Annotated in this window: 25 protein-coding genes; 8 read left to right on the top strand and 17 right to left on the bottom strand. The window is 30.8% G+C overall.

The window, feature by feature from the left end; all coding sequences use genetic code 11:
• Positions 1–66: 66 nt before the first annotated feature.
• Entirely contained in the window at positions 67–720 is a 654-nt protein-coding gene (gene fsa / locus FYJ26_RS05365) for a fructose-6-phosphate aldolase (RefSeq protein WP_154540399.1), read from the bottom strand.
• A 110-nt stretch (positions 721–830) separates the two neighbouring features.
• Between fsa and FYJ26_RS05360 the strand changes: the two genes are divergently transcribed.
• From FYJ26_RS05360 to FYJ26_RS05340, 5 genes are all read left to right on the top strand, one after another.
• The gene (locus FYJ26_RS05360) at positions 831–1,319 is read left to right on the top strand and encodes a dihydrofolate reductase (RefSeq protein WP_154540397.1); all 489 of its coding nucleotides are present in this window, start codon (positions 831–833) and stop codon (positions 1,317–1,319) included.
• A complete protein-coding gene (locus FYJ26_RS05355) occupies positions 1,316–1,567 on the top strand; it encodes a hypothetical protein (RefSeq protein ID WP_154540395.1) in 252 nt (83 codons plus the stop codon). The genes FYJ26_RS05360 and FYJ26_RS05355 overlap by 4 nt, the downstream gene beginning before the upstream one ends.
• A 126-nt stretch (positions 1,568–1,693) precedes the next feature.
• On the top strand, positions 1,694–1,978 hold the full coding sequence (locus FYJ26_RS05350) for an ArsR/SmtB family transcription factor (RefSeq protein WP_154540393.1): 285 nt from the start codon (positions 1,694–1,696) through the stop codon (positions 1,976–1,978).
• Positions 1,975–3,018: an ACR3 family arsenite efflux transporter gene (gene arsB, locus FYJ26_RS05345; RefSeq protein WP_154540391.1), complete on the top strand. Its 1,044-nt coding sequence runs from the start codon at positions 1,975–1,977 to the stop codon at positions 3,016–3,018. The genes FYJ26_RS05350 and arsB overlap by 4 nt, the downstream gene beginning before the upstream one ends.
• Positions 3,015–3,404, top strand: a complete 390-nt coding sequence (locus FYJ26_RS05340; protein ID WP_154540389.1) for an arsenate reductase ArsC — start codon at positions 3,015–3,017, stop codon at positions 3,402–3,404. Before arsB ends, FYJ26_RS05340 begins: the two co-directional genes overlap by 4 nt.
• Before the next feature lie 63 nt (positions 3,405–3,467).
• On the opposite strand, the gene FYJ26_RS05335 is transcribed toward FYJ26_RS05340, so the two are convergent.
• The 10 genes from FYJ26_RS05335 to iolB form a co-directional block, all read right to left on the bottom strand.
• Positions 3,468–4,688 (bottom strand): diphosphate--fructose-6-phosphate 1-phosphotransferase, encoded by a 1,221-nt coding sequence (locus FYJ26_RS05335; protein WP_154540387.1) that lies wholly within the window; start codon positions 4,686–4,688, stop codon positions 3,468–3,470.
• A gap of 147 nt (positions 4,689–4,835) precedes the next feature.
• Positions 4,836–5,840, bottom strand: a complete 1,005-nt coding sequence (gene iolG / locus FYJ26_RS05330) for an inositol 2-dehydrogenase (RefSeq protein WP_154540385.1) — start codon at positions 5,838–5,840, stop codon at positions 4,836–4,838.
• A gap of 10 nt (positions 5,841–5,850) precedes the next feature.
• Complete coding sequence (locus FYJ26_RS05325) at positions 5,851–6,168, bottom strand: hypothetical protein (RefSeq protein WP_154540383.1); 318 nt, start codon at positions 6,166–6,168, stop codon at positions 5,851–5,853.
• Positions 6,168–7,172 carry an inositol 2-dehydrogenase gene (iolG, locus tag FYJ26_RS05320; protein ID WP_154540381.1) on the bottom strand — a complete coding sequence of 335 codons (1,005 nt, stop codon included), beginning with the start codon at positions 7,170–7,172 and terminating at the stop codon, positions 6,168–6,170. Before iolG (FYJ26_RS05320) ends, FYJ26_RS05325 begins: the two co-directional genes overlap by 1 nt.
• Before the next feature lie 16 nt (positions 7,173–7,188).
• The gene (locus tag FYJ26_RS05315; RefSeq protein WP_154540379.1) at positions 7,189–8,796 is read right to left on the bottom strand and encodes a solute:sodium symporter family transporter; all 1,608 of its coding nucleotides are present in this window, start codon (positions 8,794–8,796) and stop codon (positions 7,189–7,191) included.
• Positions 8,797–8,808: 12 nt separating this feature from the next.
• Positions 8,809–9,711 (bottom strand): myo-inosose-2 dehydratase, encoded by a 903-nt coding sequence (gene iolE, locus FYJ26_RS05310; RefSeq protein ID WP_154540377.1) that lies wholly within the window; start codon positions 9,709–9,711, stop codon positions 8,809–8,811.
• Positions 9,712–9,751: 40 nt separating this feature from the next.
• A complete protein-coding gene (iolD, locus tag FYJ26_RS05305; RefSeq protein ID WP_154540375.1) occupies positions 9,752–11,668 on the bottom strand; it encodes a 3D-(3,5/4)-trihydroxycyclohexane-1,2-dione acylhydrolase (decyclizing) in 1,917 nt (638 codons plus the stop codon).
• Entirely contained in the window at positions 11,665–12,699 is a 1,035-nt protein-coding gene (gene iolC, locus FYJ26_RS05300) for a 5-dehydro-2-deoxygluconokinase (protein WP_154540373.1), read from the bottom strand. Before iolC ends, iolD begins: the two co-directional genes overlap by 4 nt.
• A complete protein-coding gene (locus FYJ26_RS05295; protein WP_154540371.1) occupies positions 12,699–14,159 on the bottom strand; it encodes a CoA-acylating methylmalonate-semialdehyde dehydrogenase in 1,461 nt (486 codons plus the stop codon). The genes iolC and FYJ26_RS05295 overlap by 1 nt, the downstream gene beginning before the upstream one ends.
• Positions 14,159–14,980 (bottom strand): 5-deoxy-glucuronate isomerase, encoded by an 822-nt coding sequence (gene iolB / locus FYJ26_RS05290; RefSeq protein ID WP_154540369.1) that lies wholly within the window; start codon positions 14,978–14,980, stop codon positions 14,159–14,161. The genes FYJ26_RS05295 and iolB overlap by 1 nt, the downstream gene beginning before the upstream one ends.
• A 171-nt stretch (positions 14,981–15,151) precedes the next feature.
• On the opposite strand from iolB, the gene FYJ26_RS05285 reads away from it, so the two are divergent.
• Both FYJ26_RS05285 and FYJ26_RS05280 read left to right on the top strand, forming a co-directional pair.
• Complete coding sequence (locus tag FYJ26_RS05285; RefSeq protein ID WP_154540367.1) at positions 15,152–15,901, top strand: DeoR/GlpR family DNA-binding transcription regulator; 750 nt, start codon at positions 15,152–15,154, stop codon at positions 15,899–15,901.
• 209 nt (positions 15,902–16,110) lie between these two features.
• Positions 16,111–16,881 (top strand): SDR family NAD(P)-dependent oxidoreductase, encoded by a 771-nt coding sequence (locus FYJ26_RS05280; protein ID WP_154540365.1) that lies wholly within the window; start codon positions 16,111–16,113, stop codon positions 16,879–16,881.
• A gap of 112 nt (positions 16,882–16,993) precedes the next feature.
• Here the strand turns inward: FYJ26_RS05280 and FYJ26_RS05275 are convergent, their stop codons facing one another.
• The 6 genes from FYJ26_RS05275 to FYJ26_RS05250 are packed head-to-tail and all read right to left on the bottom strand — an operon-like array spanning position 16,994 to position 23,668.
• Complete coding sequence (locus FYJ26_RS05275; protein ID WP_154540363.1) at positions 16,994–17,413, bottom strand: PTS sugar transporter subunit IIA; 420 nt, start codon at positions 17,411–17,413, stop codon at positions 16,994–16,996.
• A 33-nt stretch (positions 17,414–17,446) separates the two neighbouring features.
• Entirely contained in the window at positions 17,447–18,274 is an 828-nt protein-coding gene (locus FYJ26_RS05270) for a PTS system mannose/fructose/sorbose family transporter subunit IID (protein ID WP_154540361.1), read from the bottom strand.
• Positions 18,267–19,055, bottom strand: a complete 789-nt coding sequence (locus FYJ26_RS05265) for a PTS mannose/fructose/sorbose/N-acetylgalactosamine transporter subunit IIC (RefSeq protein ID WP_154540359.1) — start codon at positions 19,053–19,055, stop codon at positions 18,267–18,269. Before FYJ26_RS05265 ends, FYJ26_RS05270 begins: the two co-directional genes overlap by 8 nt.
• A gap of 9 nt (positions 19,056–19,064) precedes the next feature.
• Positions 19,065–19,538, bottom strand: coding sequence for a PTS sugar transporter subunit IIB (locus FYJ26_RS05260; RefSeq protein WP_154540357.1), 474 nt, complete (start codon positions 19,536–19,538; stop codon positions 19,065–19,067).
• Entirely contained in the window at positions 19,519–21,594 is a 2,076-nt protein-coding gene (locus FYJ26_RS05255) for a glycoside hydrolase family 31 protein (RefSeq protein ID WP_154540355.1), read from the bottom strand. Before FYJ26_RS05255 ends, FYJ26_RS05260 begins: the two co-directional genes overlap by 20 nt.
• Before the next feature lie 7 nt (positions 21,595–21,601).
• Positions 21,602–23,668, bottom strand: coding sequence for a glycoside hydrolase family 31 protein (locus FYJ26_RS05250; RefSeq protein WP_216629241.1), 2,067 nt, complete (start codon positions 23,666–23,668; stop codon positions 21,602–21,604).
• Positions 23,669–23,963: 295 nt separating this feature from the next.
• Here FYJ26_RS05250 and xylA point away from each other — a divergent pair, with 295 nt between their 5' ends.
• Positions 23,964–25,271, top strand: a complete 1,308-nt coding sequence (gene xylA, locus FYJ26_RS05245) for a xylose isomerase (RefSeq protein ID WP_154540351.1) — start codon at positions 23,964–23,966, stop codon at positions 25,269–25,271.
• Positions 25,272–25,285: the final 14 nt, after the last annotated feature.

The following is a 25,285-nucleotide window of genomic DNA, read 5'->3' as shown; positions in this document are numbered from 1 at the left end:
AATATAAATTTATAAAGACTCTTTGTCAAGTATTTTAAAAATTTTTATATTTAGCAAAGTATTATGTTACTTTTCTCTTCTAACAAAGCTATCCCAGTCTTTTTTGAAATTTTCTATTCCTTGACTTGTTAGTGGGTGGGTCCACATTTTCTCAAATAATGTTCCTGGTATTGTTGCTATATCACTTCCTGCTAAGGCTGCTTCTTCTAGATGTTTGTTTGTTCTTATTGATGCTGCTATTATTTCACTTTCAAGTCCATAGTTTTCTAGAACTTGTTTTAATTTATAGATTAGTTCTACTCCATCTTCTCCCATATCGTCTATTCTTCCTATAAATGGTGATATATAGCTTGCTCCTGCTTTTGCTGCCATTAGTCCTTGGCTTACTGAGAATATTAGGGTACAGTTTGTCTTTATCCCTTCTTTTGAAAGGGTGTTTATTGCTTTTAGACCTTCTTCTGTCATTGGTATCTTTACTACTATATTTTCTGCCCATTTTGCTATTTCTCTTGCTTGTTTTACCATCTCATCGTATGTGTAGCTTGTAACTTCTGCTGATATTGGGCCATCTACTATTGATGCTATTTCTGTTACTACTTCTTTGAAGTCTCTTCCTTCTTTGTTTATGAGTGAGGGATTGGTTGTTACCCCATCACATAGACCTAGGTCATTTATTCGCTTTATTTGTTCGACATTTGCTGTGTCTAGAAAAAATTTCATTTTTTACTCCTTTGTAATCATTATTTAGTATACTCTTACCCAACTTAATAATTTAATCTATAAATTTTACTATGATATAATAAAAAGCAAATAGTCCAGGAGGAATAAATATGAAAATAATTCTAGCTGTTGATAGGGATTTTGGAATAGGAAAGGATAATAAACTTTTATTTAGATTAAAAAAAGATCTAGCCCATTTTAAAAAGCTTACCCTAAATAACATAGTAATAATGGGTAGAAAAACATATGAGTCTATGGGAGGAGGTCTTCCTAGAAGAGAGAATATAGTTCTAACTCGTAATAAGGATTACAAAATAAATGACGGACTTGTTTTTAATAATGTAGTAAAACTTTTATCCTATCTTGAAAAAAATAAAAATGATAGGGATATTTTTGTAATAGGAGGAAATGAAATAGTAGAGCTTTTACTATCTTTCTGTGATGAAGCTATTATCACAAAAATAGATACTAAAAAAGATGCTGATACTTTCCTTCATAATTTTGATAATGACAAAAATTTTGAAATTTATAAGGAATCTGACATAATAAACGAAAATGATACTAATTTTAAATATGTATATTATAGGAGGAAATCATGATTGAAATATTTGTATCAGAAAAATGTCCACATTGTACTGAAGTTATAAAAAATTTTGAAAATGATGAAAATTATTATGGAAAAGGAGCAAAACTCATAAATATAAACGGACCTTTATCCAATCTAAAGAAATTTCTATCATATAGGGATAAGCTTGAAGGATTTGAAAAAATAAAAGAAGAGGGGAAAATAGGAATTCCATCAAAGGTTGTCGATGGAAAAGAAGTTTTATTTTTTGAACAAGTTTAGAAAATATAATTTATAAAGTAAAAATATTACAAATACCAGTTTAAGCCAAGTCTTATCCTGGTATTTTTTATTTCATATTGACAGCTATCGATATGAGCTTTATACTAATAATTGGAAGGAGTTATTATGGATTTAGAAAAACAAGCTAAAATTTATAAAGCCTTATCTGAAGAAAATAGGCTTAGAATAATAGGTATTCTACAAACAGAAAAAAAATGTGCTTGTGAAATATTAGATTACCTTGAAATAAGTCAGTCTACCCTATCTCACCACATGAAAATTCTTTGTGAATGTGGGCTTGTGGAATGTCAAAAAAAGGAAAAATGGTCTTATTATAACCTATCAAAAGATATGACCGATGAAATTATAGAAAGTTTACAAAGCTTATTTAAAAAAAAGGAGAGAAGATGAAAGATAGTAAAAAGGAAATTAGTTTTTTTAATAGGTATTTATCTATATGGGTTATTATTTGTATGGTTATAGGAATATTCATAGGACAATTTATACCTCAAATTCCTAATTTTTTAAATAAATTTCAATATGCTAACGTATCAATACCTATGGCAATCCTAATATGGCTTATGATATATCCTATGATGATGAAAGTAGATTTCCAATCTATTAAAAATGTCGGCAAAAATCCCAAGGGTTTATTTCTTACTTGGCTTGTAAATTGGGCTATCAAACCCTTTACCATGTTTTTAATAGCTTGGTTTTTCTTTTTTGTTGTATTTTCAAGAGTTATTGATGTAAATCTTGCACGTGAATATCTTGCTGGTGCTGTACTTTTGGGAGCTGCTCCTTGCACTGCCATGGTGTTTGTATGGAGCCATCTGACAAAAGGGGATCCTGCTTACACTGTTGTTCAAGTAGCAAGTAATGACCTTATTATACTTATTGCCTTTGTTCCTATAGTTAAATTTTTGCTAGGAGTTACAAATGTTTATGTACCTTGGGATACTTTAATCTTATCTGTGGTTTTATTTGTTGTAATTCCACTCATAGCTGGCATTTTTACCAGACATATAGTAGAAAAAAGTAAAGGAATTTTTTACTTTGAAAATAAATTTATAAAGAAGTTTGATGGATTAACCACTGTTGGTCTTTTGCTTACCTTGATTTTGATTTTCTCATTTCAAAGCGATACCATTGTTTCAAATCCAAGTCATATTATTCTTATAGCAATTCCTCTAACCTTACAAACCTTTTTAATCTTCGCTATAAGCTTTATATCAAGCAGACTTATAAGACTTCCTTTTAAAGTTGCAGCACCAGCTTGTATGATAGGTGCCTCCAACTTTTTCGAACTTGCAGTAGCTGTAGCCATAGCACTTTTTGGTATGGACTCTCCAGCAGCTTTAGCTACGACAGTTGGAGTTTTAACAGAAGTTCCAATAATGTTACTATTAGTAAACATTGCCAATAAATCAAGAAAGTTGTTTAAATCATGAAAAAAATAGCCTTTATCTGCACACATAATTCGTGTAGAAGTCAAATTTCAGAAGCTTTAGCTAAGCTTTATAATAAAGGAGAATTTAAAATATTCTCTGCAGGGACTCATTTAAAAAACGAAATTAATCCCGATGCTATTAGGCTTATGAAAGAGATATATAATATAGATATGAGTAAAAGTCAAAAACCTAAATTAATAGAAGATATTGGAAAAGTAGACTATGTTGTAAGTATGGGGTGTGGTGTTGTGTGTCCTTCTATGGATTATAATTATGAATATATAGAGTGGTCAATAGATGACCCTAGCGGAAAAGATGATAGCTACTTTAAAAAAATAATTTCTGAATTAGATTCTAAAATAAGAAATTTCTTAGATTCAATATAAAAACTTTCTTATTTTATGGACTTAGAAAGCTTATAAGATAAAATCCCCTTAATTGGGGATTTTTTATTTGATGAAATCTTCTAATTTTACATAGTCAAACATACCATCTGTAAACTCTTGTTCTATTTCTCCTTTTATTAAAGGAAGGGTATAGGTTAAGATTTTCTCTTTTAATATTTTTCTATCGTCAAGCCATTCTTGAGGGATTTTTTTCTCCTTGTTGGCGATATTTATAGGTTCAGTTGTATCATATATAAGCTTATAAGGATTATCTCTTTCTCGTTTTAGTATTGGAATTAGGTTTGTATTATCCTTTCCTTTTTTGACAGAAAGATAACCTAGCTCATAAGCTTCATTAGAATCTTGTTTTGATATTAAAAAACTTGTTCTTTGGATTATATTAAGTTCAACACAACGAGTTTTTATATCAAGTTCATTGTGAATATAGTCTGATATTTTTTGCCCTATACCAGCTATTACTGGGTGGTTAAAACCTTGGTCAAATGATTTTTTCTTATCATTAGAAAGTATTTTTTCCCTATCCATAAATCCTTCTGATACAGCAATTACAAGGTTATTATCTTCTTCCAATTTTTTATTTATTTCTTTTTTTATATCCTCAAGTGATTTAGAATCTTCTGGAAGATAGGCTAGGTTTACTATATCCTTATTTCTTTTGTAATTTGCAAGATAAGATGTAGCTGTAAGCCAGCCTGCATTTCTGCCCATTATTTCTACAAAGGTTATGGATTTTATAGGATAAATATCACAATCAAGTCTAATTTGCCTTAAAGCTGTATTTACGAATTTAGCTGCAGAGCCAAAACCTGGTGAGTGATCCATCTCACATAAATCATTATCAATGGTCTTAGGACATCCTACAATATTTATCCAATCTATGGTCTCTTTTTTTATATAAGCATTTAATTTCATTACTGTGTCCATCGAGTCGTTTCCACCTATATAGACAAAAGTTGAAATTCTGTATTTTTTTAAGCTTTCAAATATATTTTTATAAACTTCATCATTTAAGTCTTCTGGAAGTTTAAACCTACAAGATCCAAGTATAGAAGATGGTCTTTTCTTAAGCCTATCTTTAGCATCAACTTTTTCAAATTTTTTCCTATCGACTTCTTCAATCCTATCATCTAATAGCCCAACTATTCCATTTAAAGAAAGATATATTTCATCGAAGTTCAAGTCAATCCCTGCTTGGATAGCTCCTGCCAGGGATGAATTAATAACAGCCGTAGGTCCACCCGACTGTCCAATAAGACAATTCATAAAGCCTCCTTATATAATTAATGTCTTCATATACTTTACCATTTTCTTTATATTTTGTTAATCACTAAATCTTTCCATAAATTAAAGACCTAGATATTTCCAGGTCTTTAATAAAGTAATTATTTTTTAGGATAAGTTATATGTTTTTTAAAGTTCAACTAGTTCTCCACTTTCAAATGATTCTTTGCATTTGTAAGCTATTTCTGATACTGCAGTTCCATCATATACTGTAATTTCTGGTTTCCTACCTTCTTTTACACAAGAGATGAATTCTTTCATTTCATCTTTGAAACTATCTGAAAATCTTTCTATAAAATCTTGGCTTATTTCTTTCCTTATACCAGTGCTATCTAGTATTTCTACTAGGTTTTTTTGCGGAACTGAACCAATTCTTATAATGCCCTCTGTACCCATTATTTCAGTTTCAACGTTGTAGCCATGAGGTGCAGTTCTTCCTGCAAATAAGAAACCCATAGCATCATTTTCAAACTTCATAAGTGCTGATACATTGTCCCCATCATTCCAATCAGCAAATTCAGGATAAGCATAACAACCACCTATAGCCCAAACTTTTTTAGGTTCACTTCCTATAAACCATCTCATTAGGTCTATATCATGAACACACATATCTAAGAATTCTCCACCTGAATGTGGTCCAAAGGCTATTGCTCCTTCAATTTTTGCTGTAGGATCTTGAGAGTAGGATCTTACCATGTATACTTTTCCAATCTTTCCAGCTTCAATTGCCTTTTTAGCATATTGATAAGACTTGTCAAATCTTCTCATAAAACCAAGCATGAAAACTTGGTCTGGATTTTCTTCTACAGCCTTTTCTGCTAATTTGCATTGTTCAACTGTTGTTCCCAGTGGCTTTTCAGAAAATACGTGTTTTCCAGCCTTGAGAGCCTTAGAAATTTGTTCTGTATGAAGGTGAGACGGACTAGTAATAGTTATAGCATCTATCTCATCATCTTTTATCATTTCATCAAAATCAGTATAGGTTTTTTTAACATTTAATCTTTTTGCCTCTTTTGCCAATTTTTCTTCATCTAAATCACAAAGAGCAAAAAGTTCTGCATCATTCATTTGGCTAATATTTTCTGCATGGAAAAGTCCCATTCTACCAAGTCCTATGTGTCCAATTTTAATCATAAAATCTCCTTTATAATTGATCTAACATTATTTTTTCAACGTTCATGCTTAGATAATCAGTTTCTGATATAAGTTCTACTTTTGTATCTGTAGAATCAACTCTTCTTAGGTATTCTTTAATATGGTCTTTTAGTATATGTGCATTTGGTGCTACAAGTATATGTGTATATTTTTTTTCATTTAGATTGTCGACAAAGGTATTTAAACTTGCAAGCTCAACACATGCACATGACTTAGACATATTTATAAAGTGTTGAAATCTTTCTTTAAAAAGCTGAGCAGATATACCAGTTTCAGCTATTATAAGAATTTTTTTCTTATTTGCCATTAGTCTATCATCCTTACTTTAGCAGGTTTTCCAGAATCAAGTGATTCTTTGGCAGCTATGGCTATTCTTTGTGCCATAATAGCATCTTCTATTGTTACGGATGTTTCCCTATCATTAAATACAGCATCAGCAAAGTCATTAATTTCAGCATTATAAGCACCTGTGTATCTTTGTAGGAAGAAGAATTCTGGATTTGGAATATGGTAACCATCTTTATCAGCAAGTATAACATTTGCTTCAAGGTCATTTTCTACCATAGTTGTTCCCTTAGAACCGAAAGCTTCAACTCTTTGGTCATAACCATATGCTGCTCTTCTTGAGTTTAAAATAACTCCAATTGTTCCATCTTCAAACTTAAGATTTATTATAGCAGTATCAACATCAATTCCTTCTATTTCTTTATTACATCTGACGGTAGCTTGAGTATAAACTTCTACTACTTCTTGACCTGTTAAAAATCTAGCCATATCAAAATCATGAATAGTCATGTCCATGAATAAACCACCTGAAGATTTAACATAGTCAAGAGAAGGTGCTTCTGGGTCTCTTGAGTCTACTCTAACAAGCTCAAGATCTCCTACTTTTCCTTCATCAATGAGTTTTTTAGCATAGGCAAAGTTTCTATCATATCTTCTGTTTACACCAATTTGGAATTTAACTCCAGCTTTTTTTACTGCCTTATATGCCCTCATAGATTCTTCATCAGAAAGTGAAACTGGTTTTTCGCAGAAAATGTGTTTACCCTTTTCAGCTGATTTTACTATATAATCTACGTGGGTATCTGTTGGTGTACAAATTAGTACAGCATCAATTTCATCATCATTAAAGATTAAGTCTGGGTCTGTTTCAAGTTTTATACCAATTTGTTTTTCAAAATCTTTTAATTTGTCGGCAAAAGGATCGACTATTCTTTTGATTACTATGTTTGGATTTGTTACTAAATTCATTGCATGGATTTGTCCAATTCTACCTGCTCCAAAAATTCCTACATTTAATTTTTTCATTTTTTTCTCCTTAAATTTATATTCTTGCTATTCCCAATGGTGAGAAGAATAAGTATGTTGATATTACTACGATAGTAATTACAATAGACAATACTTTTACTTTAGACCAAGGTTCTACTTCCACTTCTTCTGCTATTGAATAATGACTTATTTCAAAGGCATTACCCTTAAATGTAAGTTTACTTACTATTATGTAGATTAATAAGTCTACAAAGAACAATCCACTTAATACATATAGGTAATGAATATCTTGTAAAAATATTTTTGATAGAGCGTAAACTACTACGTGAAAAATCATTGTTGTTTTTGCCCCTGTTGCAGTTGCTTGTTTGAAATAAAAAGCACCTACAATCATAATTAAAAGTGGCATATTGTATAGACCATTAAACTCCTGTACAAAAGCATAAAGTCCAGAACCTGCCTTTGATATAAATGGCGCCACTATTATGGATATAACTCCAAGTGTTATATTTGTTATCCTACCTACTCTTGCCATTTGTGAATCTGTCGCATTTTTATTGATTATAGGTCTATAGAAGTCCAATGCAAAAAGTGTTGATGTTGAAGATAAGCTTCCTGCAAATGATGAAAGGATTGCTCCAAATATAACTGCTCCAAAAAGTCCCATAGCCCATGTTGGCAATACATCTACAACAAGTTGTGGATAAGCTCCATCTGGAAGTGATAAGAACTTATCACCAAATAAATTTCTAGCTACTACTCCTGGAAATACTAGAAAAAGTGCTCCAAATATTTTAAATGTCCCTACTAACAAAGCACCTTTTTGTGCTTCCTTTAAGTTTTTAGCTGCAAATGCTTTTTGTACTATCATTTGATTAGTACACCAGAAGAAAAGGTTATTAAAAAACATTCCAGTAAACAGTGTTGGCCAAGGAACTATCTTTGAATCTACACTACCAATGGAGTTTAATAACTCTGGTGTATTTTGTGTTACATGTTCAATTCCCGCTAAAAATGATCCATCCCCTAAAAGCCTTAATCCTAAGAAAGGGATTGCAAGACCACCAATAATTAATCCAAATTGGTAAATTGTATCAGAGTATGCTGAAAGTGTCATACCACCTAAGAATAAGTATAAAACTCCTACAACCCCTATAAATATAACCATAATTGTAATAGCTGCTATTGGTGATATACCAAGCATTTGGTCTACCCTAAAGATTTTATTAAATACTAATGCTCCCGAATATAAAACTACTGGCATAAATGATACCATGTAAGTTATGATAAAAAGTATAGATACTATTCTTTTTGTCATAGTATCATATCTTATTTCTATAAAATCGGAAATCGTATTTATACCATACCTAAAATATTTTGGTAAAAATACTGAAGCTAAAAGTGCAATTGCGACCGCTGCTGTGACTTCCCAAGCCATAACTTGCATACCTGCAACATAGGATTGACCATTTTGTCCTACAATCTGCTCTGTTGATAGATTGGTCATGATAATCGTACCAGCTACAACCGGAGCTGTAAGACTCTTGCCACCTAAAAAGTAACCTTCCGATGATGTCGTATCCACTTGCCCCATAGTCTTCTTATAGGCAATAAAACCTATAAGACAAACTATTATGGCAAAGCTTGCTATTATAAAAAACATAATCTATAATTCCTACATATCTGCTATTAATTTATTAGTTATTAATAAATCCATGTAGTCTTTAGCTTTTTTGTGGTATAAAAACGGATTTGCTAAGCTTGGGTCTTGTTCAGCTTCTACTACTATCCATCCATCATAATTATTTTCTAGAATTAGGTCTATAATCGGTTTGAAATCAATACATCCATCTGATGGAACTGTAAATGTCCCTTGAAATACTGATTTTAAGAATGACCAATCTTCTTCTTTAGATTGTTTTTGTTTTTCAGGTCTAACATCCTTGAAATGGATATGTTTAATTCTATTTGCATACTTTTTATAGAAAGCTATTGGATCTTCTCCAGAAAATACTAAGTGACCTGTATCATAAAGTAAGAATACTTTTTCTGGATCTGTCATCTCCATTAATTTATCAACTTCTTCTGTTGTTTGAACACCTGTTCCCATATGGTGGTGATAAACTATCTTCATATCTTTTTCTAAGGCTAAATCACCTAATTTGTTTAGTCCATCGGCAAGTCTATCCCATTCTTCATCAGTAAATGTTGGTTTTTTAGAAAATACTGGTGTATCCATTTGTCCTTGAACTGAATGTCCTTGCTCAGCAACTACTATTACTTTTGCTCCCATTGCATGTAGAAAGTCTCTATGTTCAATAAAAGCTTTTTTTGTTTCTTCATATGGTTTTGTTGTTAAAAACGCTGAAAACCAAGCTGAAGCTACTTCTAAGTTTCTAGGCTCAAGGTATGATTTAAGAATTTCTGGATCTCTTGGGTACTTATTTCCTACTTCTGTTCCTTGATATCCTGCAAGTGACATTTCTGATATACATTGTTCAAATGTATTTTCTTTTCCTAGTTCTGGTAAATCATCGTTTGTCCAAGCAATTGGTGCACACGCAAATTTAATAGTCATAATTTTTCTCCCTTATTTATACTTTATTTTTTATAATAGACTAGTATTTTCTAGCTTCGTTTCTTCCTTTTATTATTTCCTTATAAACTTCTTCTTGCTCTTTATTTTTACCTACTTCAGCCACTCCAACATTCCACCAAGATTCATATCCATCAATCATAGTTTTTGGAATAACTTTTAAATCGATTATTACTGGTTCTTTAACACTTTTAGCATCTTCTAGAGCTTTTTTAAATTCATCAAGAGTTTTGCAAGTATAGCCTTTAAAGCCATAGGCCTCTCCAACCTTTGTATAATCTGTTGTTAAAAGCTCTCCATCAGGTTTTTGACCATTTCTTTTTCTAAATTCTGTAGCAAGTGATCCAACTGCATGATTCATTTGAAGATTGTTAATACAACCAAAGCCTGAATTATCAAATACTACTATAGTAACTTTTTTGCCTTCTTGAATTATTGTAGAAAGTTCAGAGTTTAGCATTTGGAAAGATGCATCTCCAACTACTGCATAAACATCTGCATCCTCATCTGCCATTTTTACACCAAGGGCTGCTGCTACTTCATATCCCATACAAGAGTATCCATACTCAGCATGGTAGGCATCTTTTTTATCTGTAACCCATAATCTTTGCAAATCACTTGGCAAACTTCCTCCAGCCGTAATTACTATTCCATTATCTTTTATAAATTCATTCAAAGCTATAATTGCTGAAGTTTGGGTTATAGTACCATTTGTTTTTTCTATATATTCTTTTACAGTTCTTGGGTCTTGAGGTTTTATTAGAGTTTCAAAATTTTTACCATATGTGTAATTCTTAAGTCTTTCTACTTCCTTATCCCATTTAGCCTTGGCATCTTTTATTTCACTTGTATAGGCTGTTTTATAGTTCTTACTTTCAAGTACTTTATCAATTTCTTCTATTGCAAGTTTTGCATCTGCTACTAATTGATGCGCATCCATTTTATAAGCATCAAATCTATTAACATTTATTGATACAAATTTACAATTTTTATTTTGAAAGAGTCTTTTTGATGATGTTGTAAAGTCTGTCATTCTAGAACCTATAGCTATAACTAAATCTGCTTTTTTTGCTATAATATTTGATGCATAAGTTCCAGTAACTCCTATACCTCCTAGGCACATCTTTGATGATGATTTTATAGCTGACTTGCCTGATTGAGTTTCGCCAAAAGGTATTTCATATTTGTTCAAAAACTTATCTATAAGCTCTCCTGCCTCAGAGTATTTCACTCCTCCACCTATGATAGCTATTGGGTAAGATGCTTCATTTATAAGCTCAGCTATTTCATCTACATCATCTTTTACAGGAACAATTCTATTTATCTTGTGAATTCTTTTTTCAAAGAAATAATCTGGATAGTCATATGCTTCACCTTCTACATCTTGTGGCATAGAAATAACACATGCTCCTGTTTCGGCAGGATCTGTCAAAACTCTCATTGCATTAATTAAAGCTGACATTAATTGTTCTGGACGATTTATCCTATCCCAATATTTACTTACTGGTTTAAATGCATCATTTGTAGTGATTGTTAAATCATATGCTTGTTGAACTTGTTGTAATACTGGATCTGGTTGTCTTGATGCAAATGTATCTGAAGGGAACAATAATAAAGGAATATTATTTACTGTCGCTGTTGCTGCAGCTGTTACCATATTTGCACTTCCTGGTCCTACTGATGATGAACAAGCAATAATCTTTCTTCTATTGTGTTGTTTACTAAAGGCTGTTGCCACATGGCACATACCTTGTTCATTTCTTCCTTGGTAAACATTTAGGTTGTGATCATCTTGGTCTAGAGCTTGTCCTAAACCCACTGCCATACCATGACCAAATATTGTAAATATACCATCTACAAACTTACTAACCTCACCATCATATTTTATATATTGCTTATCAAGAAATTTAACTATTGCTTGAGCCATAGTTAATCTCATTTTAAATCACCCCTTGCTACGAATTCTCCATATTCTTTTTTAGATTCTCTTATAAATTCTTCTAATTCTTCTGTGTTTGGAAGGTCTGATGATGAATTTGACCTTATCATCATTGAAGCTTCAGCAGATGCATATTCTAGACATTCTATAATTTCTTTTCCATCAAAAAGTGAATAAAGAAAAGCTGATGCATAACCATCTCCACCACCAAAACCTTTTCTTGCTTTTATTGGGAATGGTTTGATTGAGTAAGACTCACCATTTTTAACATAAGCATTTGAACCTCTTTTACCATGTTTTATAACAAGAATCTCAGCATTTTCTTCAAACCATAGTTTTGCACTTTCTTCATCATTTAAGCTTTTATCTACTATAAGTTTTTCAGTTAAGTCAAATTCTTCACGAGAGCCCATAATTATATCTGATTGCCTTGCAACTATAGAGTAATAGATTGAAATTTCATCCTTGTTTTTCCAGTTATAATTTCTAAAATCTATATCAAATATTACCTTACAGCCTGCTCTTTTTGCGAAGGATATCGCTTTCAATACTGCCTCTCTAGATGGACTTTCAGCAAGAGCTGTTCCTGAAACAAGTATAGCCTTTGCCTTTTTGATATAATCATAGTCAATATCGTCAACATCTAAGGCTAAGTCAGCTATCATATTCCTATACATAAGGATTGAAGATTCATTTTCTGACTTCATTTCCGTAAAAGTTAAACCAATTTTTTCACCATTTTTGGCACGACTTATGTGGCTTGTATCTATGTTTTTTTCATTATTTAAGTAGTCTAGACAAAAATCACCCAATTGATCATCTGATATTTTTGCAATAAGACCTACTTTTAGACCATGTCTATTTACACCTATGGCTGTGTTTACAGTTGAACCACCAATATATCTTTCAAATTTCACAACTTGACTTAGTGGCTTGAATCCTTCCTCTGGGGAAGGATTGAAGTCAACTGCCACTCTTCCAATAAGTATGAGGTCTAAGTCTCTATCTTTTGGAAAATCTATATATTTCATTACTTATCAAACTCTCCTGTTTTAAGTTGGCTTGTTACTACCTTTCTTCTTGTATAGAAGTAGATTGCATCTTTACCATTGCAGTGAAGGTCACCATAGAATGAGTGTTTCCATCCTGAGAAAGCGAAAAATGCTACAGGAGCAGGTACTCCAAGGTTAACTCCTAGCATGCCGGCATCTATATTTTCTCTAAAGTATCTAATTGCTGCGGCATTGTTTGTAAAGATACAAGAACCATTTGCAAATTCATTTTGTTTTGCTATTTCAATTGCTTCTTTGAGGCTTTTAACTCTTATGATTGAAACAAATGGTGCAAATATTTCGTCTGACCAAATTTTCATACCAACTTTACAATTATCAAATATAGTTGGTCCTACAAAGAATCCCTTTTCTGGTATGTTTTTTCTACCATCAAGAACGAGTGTTGCTCCTTCTTCGATTCCTGTTTCTATATACTTAAAAGTTCTCTCTTGGTTTTCTTTTCTTATAACTGGTCCTAAGAATACATCATCATCTTTTGATGCATCACCAACTTTAAGTTCTTTTGCAGCTTGGGTGAATTTTTCTACAAATTCATCAGCTATTTCTTCTTCAACCAAGATTACAGAACCTGCCATACATCTTTCTCCAGCAGAACCAAATGCTCCACCTATAGCCTTTGTAACTGTATCTTCTATATCTGCATCTTTAAGAACTATTGTGTGGTTTTTAGCTCCAGCTAGGGCTTGAACTCTTTTATCATGTTCGCATCCCTTCCTATAAACTAATTCACCAACATTTTTACTTCCAACAAAAGAAATACCAGCTACTTGTGGATTTTCTAATAGTTCATTTACTACATCAACACCACCATTAACTACATTTAAAACTCCCTTTGGAACTCCAGCTTCTTCACAAAGTTCTGTTACTCTTTGCATAAGAATCGGTGTTTTTTCACTTGGTTTCATAACTACTGTGTTACCACAAGCTATTGCCATTGGGAACATCCAAAATGGTACCATCATCGGAAAATTAAATGGTGCTATACCTCCTATAACACCTATAGGATATTTGTAGTTTGCTACTTCTACATCAGTAGCTATAGTTGAAAGATTATCTCCCATTAATAGATTTGCTATGCTTGAAGCATGCTCTACATTTTCAATACCTCTTCCAACTTCACCCTTAGCTTCTTTAAAATTTTTGCCATTTTCTAAAGTAATAAGTCTTGCAAGCTCATCTGTATGTTCAACTAAAAGTTGTTGTAATTTAAAAAGTATCTTTTGTCTTTTTAAAACTGATGTTTTACCCCAATATTTGAAAGTTTCATAAGCATTTTCTATAGCTTCTTTAGTTTCTTGTCTTGTTGATAGAGGACATTTTGCAATTACTTCTCCATCACCAGGGTTATATATGTCTTCAAAGTCACTTGTTTTTGATTCAATCCATTGCCCGTCTACATAATTTTTAATAAGCCTCATTATTCTACATCCTTCCTTTCAAGTATCCATTCATGATCAGCTTCATTATGGAACTTCCAATTTTTATTAGGTCCTGCCATTACATTTAAATAATATGAATCATATCCATAAGGTACAGCCACTGGGTGGTATCCTCTTGGAACCATTACAGCATCATGGTTGTAAATACTCATAGTCTCGTCAAGTACTCTATCATCTGTATAAACTCTTTGGAAAACAAAACCTTGTTCTTTATCCATTTCATGATAATATATCTCTTCAAGGAATGTTTCAGTCTCTGTTTCTGTATCATGTTTGTGAGGTGGATATGAAGACCAGTTTGCCTCATCTGTATATACTTCTACAACTATAAGTTTGTCAGAAATATCTGATGAGTCTGGAAGAATATTATTTACAAGTCTTTTATTCATTCCCTTTCCTCTTCTTTCAGTTGTGTTATCACTCGCTTTAATTAATTGTGATTTCATAACCTTATCAGTTACTGCATATGAGATAATAACTCTTGCCTTAGAATCAGATGTAATCTCATAAGAATCTTTATTTGTAACATAAACTGAATCTGTAGGATTTCTGTCGAAATTCTTTTTTCTTTGTCCTAAATCTTTGTATTCGTTTTCATTAACCTTAACATTTGCCTTACCACATATAACTGTGATACAAGCTTCAAATCCGTTCAAGCTTTCCTTAAAAGATGATTTCTCATCTATCTCAATAGCCTTCAATCCGATATAGTTTAGAACTGTTTTTTTTGGTTCTATATGTTGTAATAATTTAAGTCCTGCTATATCAATATTTAAGTTTTCCCTCTTTAAGTTTGTCAAAAGTGACTCCTTTCTTAGCAAACAATCATTTTTTTGATTAACTTTATCAAGTTAACTATATTATATGAGCAATTTGATAAGATGTCAAGCAAAAAAATGATTTTTTTATTTGCTTTTGATGATTGATTATAATATAATAAGTATAGGATAAATTATTTTGATGGAGAACTTATGGAAAAAGATAGAATTTCAAGCATGGGCAATTATATAATTGAACAGGGCGAGGTAACTACAGAAGAATTATCTAAAAAGTTTGATGTCTCTATAGTTACAGTTAGAAGAGACCTTAAAAAACTTGAAAAAGATAATGTAATAACAAAAATATATGGAGGAGCCAAGGCTAAGTCTGATAAGCTAGAAACCTTTATCAAAAGAAAAAGCCTAAATGCAGGTTCAAAACACTATATTACAAATATAGCCAAGGATTATATAGAAGATGGAGATAGGATTTTTATAGACTCTGGTACAACAGTAGAAAATCTATTGAATCTTCTGGATGATAATATTCACCTTACGGTCTTTACCAACAATTTATCTGTAATAAATGTTGCAAGTAAAATGCCTAATGTAAACTTATTTATAGTAGGAAACTTTTACAATAATATCAGTAATTCTTTTACATATTGGGGAAAGAGTTCAGAACTTTATTCTTTTAATATTGATAAGGCTTTTATGTGTACATCAGGCTTTACGATAAAAGATGGCTTAACAAATAAAAATCCAATAGAACAAGAAATAAAGGATATGATTTGTAAGCTTGCTGATTATATAATTCTTTTAGTGGATGACTCAAAAGTAGGAAAAACATCCTTAATGACCTATGCTGATGTTAAGGATATTGATATGATTATTACTAATAAAAAACCGAGTAAAGAATATATAGACTATTTTGACTCTCATGATATTAAGTATAGATATTGATTTAAAGCTATAAAAAGTACCGTTACATACATAGTGCAACGGTACTTTTTTTATTATTAAAAATAATTCCTATATAAATAATTTTTAGGCTAAAGTTTGTTTTAAAATTCAAATTTAGCTAACAATACCAACAATATAATAATTGTATATTCTTTTGATAGAGGTAAAGTATATAAAGTAAATAGTTAAAAAATCTACAGGAGGATTAAATGAAAACTTATAATATCGAGGATAAGGTTGCAGTTATAGTTGGAGCAAGTTCAGGACTTGGAGCAGATGCTGCAAGGTGTTTTGCTAAAGAAGGTGCAAAACTTGCAATTCTTGCTAGAAGAAAAGAAAAACTAGATACTTTAAAAGAAGAGATTTTAAATGACACTGATGTAATAGCAGTTTCTTGCGATGTGACAGATGAGGAAAGTGTAAAAGAAGCAATAAAAACTGTTATAGACCACTATGGAAAAATAGATATCCTATTTAATAACGCAGGTATTGCAGTAAGAGGCGGTGTTCATGAATTAAGTTTAGAAGATTGGAACAAATCTATAGAAACTAATCTAACAGGTATTTATTTAGTTTCTAAATATGTAGTACCACACATGATTGAGAAAAATTATGGTAAAATCATAAATACATCTTCAGTAAATTCAGTTATAGCAGATAAGCTTGATGTATTTATAAGACATGGATATAATGCTTCAAAAGCTGGAGTTCTTGGCTTAACAAAAGGTATGGCAGCATCTTATGCTAAATATAATATCACCGTAAACGCAATAGGGCCAGGATTATTTGAATCTGAAATGACAGCAAATACTCTTATGAAATCAGAAGAATTCTTAAAAGCTTATAATATGGCAAATCCTACAGGAAGACCAGGAAAAAGAGGAGAACTTAATGGATCAATTTTATTCTTCGCATCAGATATGTCTTCTTATGTTACAGGTCAATTCATACTAGTTGATGGTGGAGCAACAATAGTTTAATATTTAATAAAAATACCCCTTTAATGGTTTTGTCCAGTAAAGGGGTACATAACATGCCAGGATTTAGTTTAATAGACATAATAATTTGCATACTATTATAGAATAAATTTAATCATTCATCATCTTCGCTTATATTTAAACTATCTATATAATCATTTACATATATTATTTGATTTTTGGCTTCCTCAATTAATTCTTTCAAATCTTGTTCTGATAAATTTCCATTTTGTAAACTTAATGCAACGCTTAATAATAGTGGTAAATTCAACCCAGTTATTAGATAATAATTTTCTCTTGGAATTTTTTTAGCAAATTCTTGGTTAACTGAACCGCCTAACATATCGGTAAAGACGAATATTTGTTCATCTTTATCTATATTTTCTAAAGCATCATTTACTAAATCTTCTAGTTTCCTTTCATCAACATAAGCGGGTATAGCTATTACATCTTTAAATGATGGTAATATATAACTTAATGTATCTTTTAATCCTAAAGCTAGATTGTGATGAGATGATATTATTATTTTACTCATATTTATTAACTCCTTAAAATATTTTGTGCTTATTTAAGGTGCAACACTCAATATATTAAAGTAGGAGCACACTAAACATACTATAATTATCCCAATTATTATTCCTAAAAATCCAATTTTTTTCTTTTCCATTAGCCAATAAACTAAACCTACTAGCAATACAGGTAGTAATGAAGGTAATACCGCATCAAATATTTGTTCTTGTAAATTCATTGTTACATCACCAAATTTAAATTCAACTGATGTATACACTTTAATGGCTGTAGCTATAAGACTACCTACTACTGATAGTCCCATTACGGATGCAGCATCTGTAAATACGTTTAATTTTTTTGATAAATCTGTCACTAGTCTTGTACCTGAATTATAACCTAATTTATAGAATTTTAATCTCATTAGTACTAAAAAACAGTTAAGTATTATCCAAATAATAGCTCCTAAAGGATTACCCTCTAGCGCTAGATATCCTCCTATTGATCCCATGATTGTTGGATATAAAACCCATAATATAGAATCTCCAACACCAGCCAGCGGTCCCATTAGTGATGTTTTTATAGATCTTACGGCCTCTAAAGAATCAGATTTTTTTTGCTCTTGCATAGCTACATCTGCTCCCATTATTAGTGGAATCACATAAGGTGTTGAATTGAAATATTCATATTCAACGTCCATTGCTTTTATAAACTCATCATCATCTGGATATATTTTTCTAAGTGCATCATGAATTGCCCATGCATATCCTGTTCCTTGAAGAGTACCATAGTTTATATTGTTACTACCTATAAAAGAACATTTTAAAGCCGTTTTTGTATGATCTTTTTTTGTTAGTATTTTTTCCTTATTTTCTAAATTATTATTCATCCCAATCATCCCCCATTTCTTCGATTGTATTATGATTCAAAGCTACTTGATTTCTATTTATTAAGTAATTATAAGTAAATAAAGCTAAAGCTAAACCAAGGATTGAAACTCCTAATATAGGTAACTTCAAATATGCTGAGAATACAAATCCTATAAGAACCGCCCAGAAATATTGTTTAATAGGCATGTATCTTAGAAGCATCACGACTCCGACTACCGGTAACATTCCTCCTGCAATATTCAAACCATTTGTAACCCATTCAGGAATTATTTTCACTATGCTAGTAACTGCTGTTTGCCCCCATAATACCAATATTATCATTGGAATAAATCCTTGCAATGCAACAAATAATATTGAAATGAAATTTATATATTTAGATTGTGCGAATTTCTTTTGATGCAATAATTGTTTTGATTTATTTGTAACAAATGAGTTTAGTGTTCTTGTTAGTATATCTAAGTTAATAGCCAAAATTCCTACTGATAAACCAACTGTTACAGATGCCCCTATATCTATCCCACTTCTTCCATGTAAGTATATTGCTACTACTGTAGCTAGTGCATAGTCAGGTACTGAAGATCCTCCTAATGCGGCAACACCCAGGCTCATCAATTGAAAAGTTCCGGCTATATGAAGAGCAGCTTTTAGATCTCCCATTATCAAACCAGCTATTAATCCAACTGTTATAGGCCAGTGGTTTATTATTGTTATTCCTCTATTATCGATTAATGCCCACATTGGCAATAAGATTATTAAAATATTTTGTAAAACTTCACTCATAATAACTCCTTAAATATATTTGCTAAGCTCTTCTTTTGGATTTGTAGGTACATATTGAAAATAAACTGGAACACCTAATTCTTCTATTTTTTTTAAATCCTTCTTTTGTTTATCATTCAAATATACTTGATTAACTATTGGCTCACTGTTAGGTGTATTAAATACTATTCCTATATCAACTTCAGGTATTTTTACTCCACCTTCGATTAATTTTAAAACAGTTTCTGGTTCTTTTACTACTATTAATACATTGTGATTATCATATTTTCCTATACCGAAATTTTTAATGGCTGTTTCAGTGCTTATTATTGACATTCCTGTTCCTGCAGGTTTACTCATTCTCATTAAATTTTTTTGAGTTTCATCATCACATATAACATCATCAACCACCATAATTCTCTTAGCTTTTGTTGCGCTTGTATATTGTGTAACAACTATTCCATGAACTAATCTTTGATCTATTCTAACTAATTGTAACGACATTTAAATCCTCCTTTAACTTATCAAATGCTGAAGAAATATAATCGAAGTATTTACTGTTTTCTTTAATAAATATCGGTATAACTTCTAAGTTTAATTTAATCTTGTTCTTGCCTTTCAAGGCTTTATTTTTTGTGTAAGCATCAACCCAGTTATCATCTGGTATTAATACATCCATTTCTTTTATGTTATAATTTGTAACTGGACAAATTATTAAATCTTCTCCAAAAAAATACTGATATCTTTCATCCCAAGTTTCTTCTATATTAGGATATTCTAAAAATAATGGTCTTACTAAAGGCAATCCTCTGTCAGAAGCTTCTTTATATAAGTTATAAATATATTCAATCAAATCTTCTCTTAACTTTGTATAAGAAATTAGTATTCTTTCAACCTCCGGTCCAAACGACCAGATTTCATTAGCTGATCCACTGGTTCTTACTCCACCTCCACTATTTCCAATTCTTCCAAAGTGAGGTTGTCTATCACCATGCATTCTTAATATAGGAGAGAAAACTGCAAATTGAAACCATCTAATTAGTAGCTGTCTAAAATAATCACTTTCAGAGTTTCCACTATGAAATCCACCTATATCACTGGTCCACCAAGACTGACCTGATAGACCTACGCTTATGGCAAATTGTATCTGTCTTTTTAGTGATGAAAATGTAGAATCTATATCTCCAGACCACAATAATGTTCCATATTTTTGTGATCCTAACCAAGATGATCTAATCAGAGTAGGATAATTTTGATTTGTTACTGAGCTAATTGTCTTAGCATAATATATTGGATATAAATTGGCATTTTTACTCATATTCTCATTTGAAAATCCATAGTTAAAATGATTGTACTCATCCATCTCAGGCTCAGCTTGATCAGCCCAAAATAAGTCAACTCCTTTATCTATATAATTTTTCTGAAGCTTATCAACAACAAATTCATTTGCTAATTTCTTAGAGAAATCTAGTATATATTTACCATTAAATATTTTTGAATTCTCTCCATCTAATAATAATGAATTTTTATTATAATATTGGAAATTTTCAGATTTCCTGGCAACTGTAGGCCAAACTGAAACCATCAATTTAGTACCATTTTTGTGCATAAAATCTGCTACTTCTTTAATATTTTTCCAATATTTGTCATCAAATTTAAAATCTCCTTCTTCTGTCCAATGAAAATAATCAATAACCATTACAGAAGGTATTATATTTTTGGATAAATATTTTTGATATACATCTAAGAGTTCCTCTGAAGTTTGATATCTAAGTTTACTTTGCCATAAACCAAGAAGACTTTTATCTATCATAGGAGCTTTTCCCAAAAAACTAGATATGGTTTCTATTATTTCTTTTGGATTTTCGCCAATTACTATTGTATAGTCAATAATATCGCTATTAAAAGATTCCCAAAAAAATTCATTATTACCAAAAAATACTTTTCCAACAGCAGGACTATTCCAAATAAATCCGTAACCTTTATTAGAAAGATATGCAGGCATTGTTGTTTGTGAATTTCTTTGCATTAGCTCCAATATCTGACCATTTTTGTTTAATTTTTCGCTTTGATAACCACCCATACCAAATATTTTTTCATTCTTATCACCATAAAATCTAAGATTTGCTTTACATATATTTTTTCCTATATTTAAAAATTCATAAGCACCTATATTTAATGAAAAAGATTCTTCTATATCCTTTAATGGCACCAACTTATAATTTTCCATTGTTCTTCTTACATTATTTTGTACTTTTGAGTATTCTTTTAAAAAATCTATACCATTATTAAATGTAAGACTATTACCATCAAATTTTGTTTGTAATTTATTATTAATAAATACCAAATTTTCTTCTTTTTTTTCAAAATATAATTTACAATTTTTGTGATTTTCGTATTTTAGATTTACATTTTTTTCTTCTAAACTATCTAGTTGCTTGGACGCCCTAACCCTAATAGCATTTTCTCCAACTGTTTGCAACTCTAAATAAAAATTCTCTTTATATATTAAAGCTCGATAATCATCTAACTTTATTTCAAAATCATTTATTTTGCTCATATCACTTTTACTTATTTAAAAAATCAACTAAATCTTTAAATTTATCTAAAGCACTAAATTTAACAAATACTGGTATTTTATCAATTGGTGCATTTATAATATATGTTTTACCGCCTTCATATATTTTTTTATCAAATATATCTATCCAATTGTTATCTTTTGGAAAATATACTTTTCTTTCATAACAATTTTCATAAATAATAGGAGCTACTAATAAATCTTCTCCAAACATATATTCATTGTCAGTGTTCCATGATTCTTTATCGCTAGGAAATTCATAGAATAATGTTCTCATTAGTGGATTTCCTGTTTCATGTGCATCAACCATCAAATCATAAATATATTCTCTAATTATTTCTCTTATATTTAAATATTTTATAAATATATTTTCGGCTTCTTCTCCATATGACCATATCTCATTTGGAGCACCTGTAGGCATTTTTCCTCCTCCGCTATTTGATAAAGATTTACTGTGAGGAAGTCTATCACCGTGCATTCTCAAAATCGGTGAAAAAGTTGAATATTGAAACCATCTAACAATTAATTGTCTAAATGTAGGATTTCTTGGATCTCCACCATGAAATCCACCAGTATCTGTAGTCCACCAAGGAAGTCCAGCTAAACCAACATTTAATCCTGTATTAACTTGATTTCTCAAAGCCTTAAAAGAGCTATCTATATCTCCTGACCATGCCAAAGCACCATATCTTTGTGCTCCTGCCCATGCTCCTCTTACTAAGGTAACTACAGAATCAACATAATCCTTATTGCCATCATATATCATTTTTAGATAACCAATGGGATATAAATTACCTACTTGTTGTACTGTTCCTTTGTAGTATCTATAATTATCAAAGTCGTATACTGCATAACCTGGTTCAGCTACATCTATCCAGTAATAATCTATTCCCTTGTCCTTATAGTTTTTCTTTAACAAACTCCAAACATATTCTGTTGCTTCGGGATTAGTTGTGTCAACAAAAACTGTTGTACCTTGAATTTGCATTGTCAATCTAACACCTCTATTAACATTTACCATATAACCTTCTTCTAAGTAAACATCATAATTTTCTGCATCAGATTGAACTGTTGGCCATACTGAAATTATTGGCTCAACTTTGTAATTATTTTTTAATTCATCTACTAGCTTCTCAGGATTAGGCCAGAAATTTTCATCAAACCTATATTCTCCTTGATGTGACCAATGAAAATAATCTATAGCTATAGTAGATAATTGAATATTTTTTTCCTTATACCTCTTTACTACATCTAATACTTCTTCTGGAGTTCTATACCTTAATTTACTCTGCCATAAACCAAGAAGTTTTTTTGGCATTATTGGTACCCTACCTGTAACTTCAGTATAATTATTAATTAGTTTTTTAGGTGTATCTTCTGACGTAATCCAATAATCAATACTATAAGTAGATTTCATATTCCACTCAGTTAGATTCTTTGCAAAATTAACTATTCCTATACCAGGATTATTCCAAAGAAATCCATAGTTCAAATTAGATATATAAAAAGGCACAGAAATTTGAGAATTTCTTTGAGCTAATTCTAAGCTTGTATATTTTAAATCTAAAAACTCATGTTGATATTGACCCATACCAAATATTTTTTCAGAATTATTAGATTCAAATCTTGTAGTTATTTCAAAATCTCCACCAAAATTCGCTCTATATTGTCTTGATTTCAATTTCAAAGTAGAATTAAAATCGCGAGTTACTTGAATTGTTCCAACATCTTCTGAACCATCATCATGTTTTACTGCTCTTAACCTTATAAACTCTTTTAATAAAATATCTCCATTATTGTTATAATATGTTATTCTATCTCTGTGATCTAAAATAGCATAAATATTTCCATTCCTAATATAATATTCTTCAGAATCAAGTTTCTTAATCTCTACTTCTTCGTAATTATTTTCAGGAACTAATAACGCAAAGTTTTCATCTATAAGTTTACCTGCCGGAAAAGCTCTAAATCTCAATGAATTATTTCCCCATGGTTCTATGATTATTAATTCACCATCATATTTTTTTATTAATTTATGATCACTTGTAACAATCAATTTAACCTCCTTAATGACACCAAAAATAGTTTGTTTGTATATTTTACTAACTGAAGTATAGCATATATTTTTTAAAAAGTAAAGCATTCTAATTTTATTTGATAATAGTGATATCTATTATACAGAATACTTTTCATCCTTAACTACACTATTTTCAATGATTGCAAAACTTACTTTATGTTTTAAAAATTAATTAGATATTTAAAAATCTTTACTTTTTTTAAAATAGTATTATAATATAAACAAATAGTTTGTTTTAATTATTTACTAACTAGTGCATTAAAAAGGAGAAAAAATGACTTTTTTTAACAATATTAAAGAAATAAAATATGAAGGAAAAGATTCAAAGAACCCATTTTCTTACCGCTACTATAGTCCAAATGAAGTAATTCTTGGAAAATCAATGAGGGAACATTTAAGATTTGCTCTTGCCTATTGGCATACTATGACAGCTGACGGTTCTGATCCATTTGGTGTTGGAACTTATAAAAGAAATTGGTTTGGAAGAACAACTAAAGAAACTACAAAAAATAGAGCTGATGCCTTTTTTGAAATACTATCAAAAATGAATGTTGATTTTTTCTGCTTCCATGATGTAGATATTGCTGATCAAGGGAATAGTTTACAAGAATTTTTCGATAATCTTGATGAGATGACAGATATAATCAAAGATAAGATGAAAGAATATGATAAAAAACTTCTTTGGAATACTGCAAATATGTTTACTCATCCAAGGTATGTTAATGGTGCTGCTACAAGTAATAATGCTGATGTATTTGCTTATGCAGCTGCTCAAGTAAAAAAAGGTATTGATATTAGCAAAAAACTTAATGGTGATAACTATGTATTCTGGGGAGGTAGAGAAGGATATGAATCCTTAATTAATACAAATTACGGATTAGAATTAGATAATATGGCAAGATTTTTCCATATGGCTATAGACTATTCTGATAAAATTGGACATAAAGTGCCATTTTTAATCGAACCTAAACCAAAAGAACCAATGACACATCAATATGATTTTGATGCCGCCACTGCCCTATCATTTATAAACAAATATGACCTTCAAGATAGATTTAAATTAAATATTGAAGGTAATCATGCTTCTTTAGCAGGCCATACTTTTGAGCATGAATTAAGGGTTGCTAGGGAGAACAACGCTCTAGGTTCTATTGATGCAAACCATGCTGAATGTCAATTAGGATGGGATACTGATGAGTTTCCATATGATATATTCCACATAACATTAGCCATGTACGAAATTTTAGAAAATGATGGATTAAATCCAGGTGGCATAAACTTTGATGCTAAACTAAGAAGAACTTCGACAAGCCCTGATGATATATTTTTAGGTCATATTTCTGGAATTGATACCTTCGCTAGATCATTAAGAGCGGCAGCTAAGATAAAAGAAGATAATTTCTTAGAAAATATACTTGATAAAAGATATGAATCTTACGATAGTGGGATAGGAAAATCAATTGTTGAAGGTAAAGAGTCACTAGAATCTTTAACTAAATATGCTTTAGAACATGACCAAATAAATGTAGAATCAAATCATCTAGAGTATATAAAAGCTAGAATTAATGATTATCTAGTATAATATTAAAAAAAGTT

The organism is Anaerococcus porci (genome assembly GCF_009696575.1).
In the GTDB taxonomy this organism is placed as follows: domain Bacteria; phylum Bacillota; class Clostridia; order Tissierellales; family Peptoniphilaceae; genus Anaerococcus; species Anaerococcus porci.
Note: the sequence above shows the minus strand (reverse complement) of the source record. Positions and strands in the feature narration are given on the sequence as shown.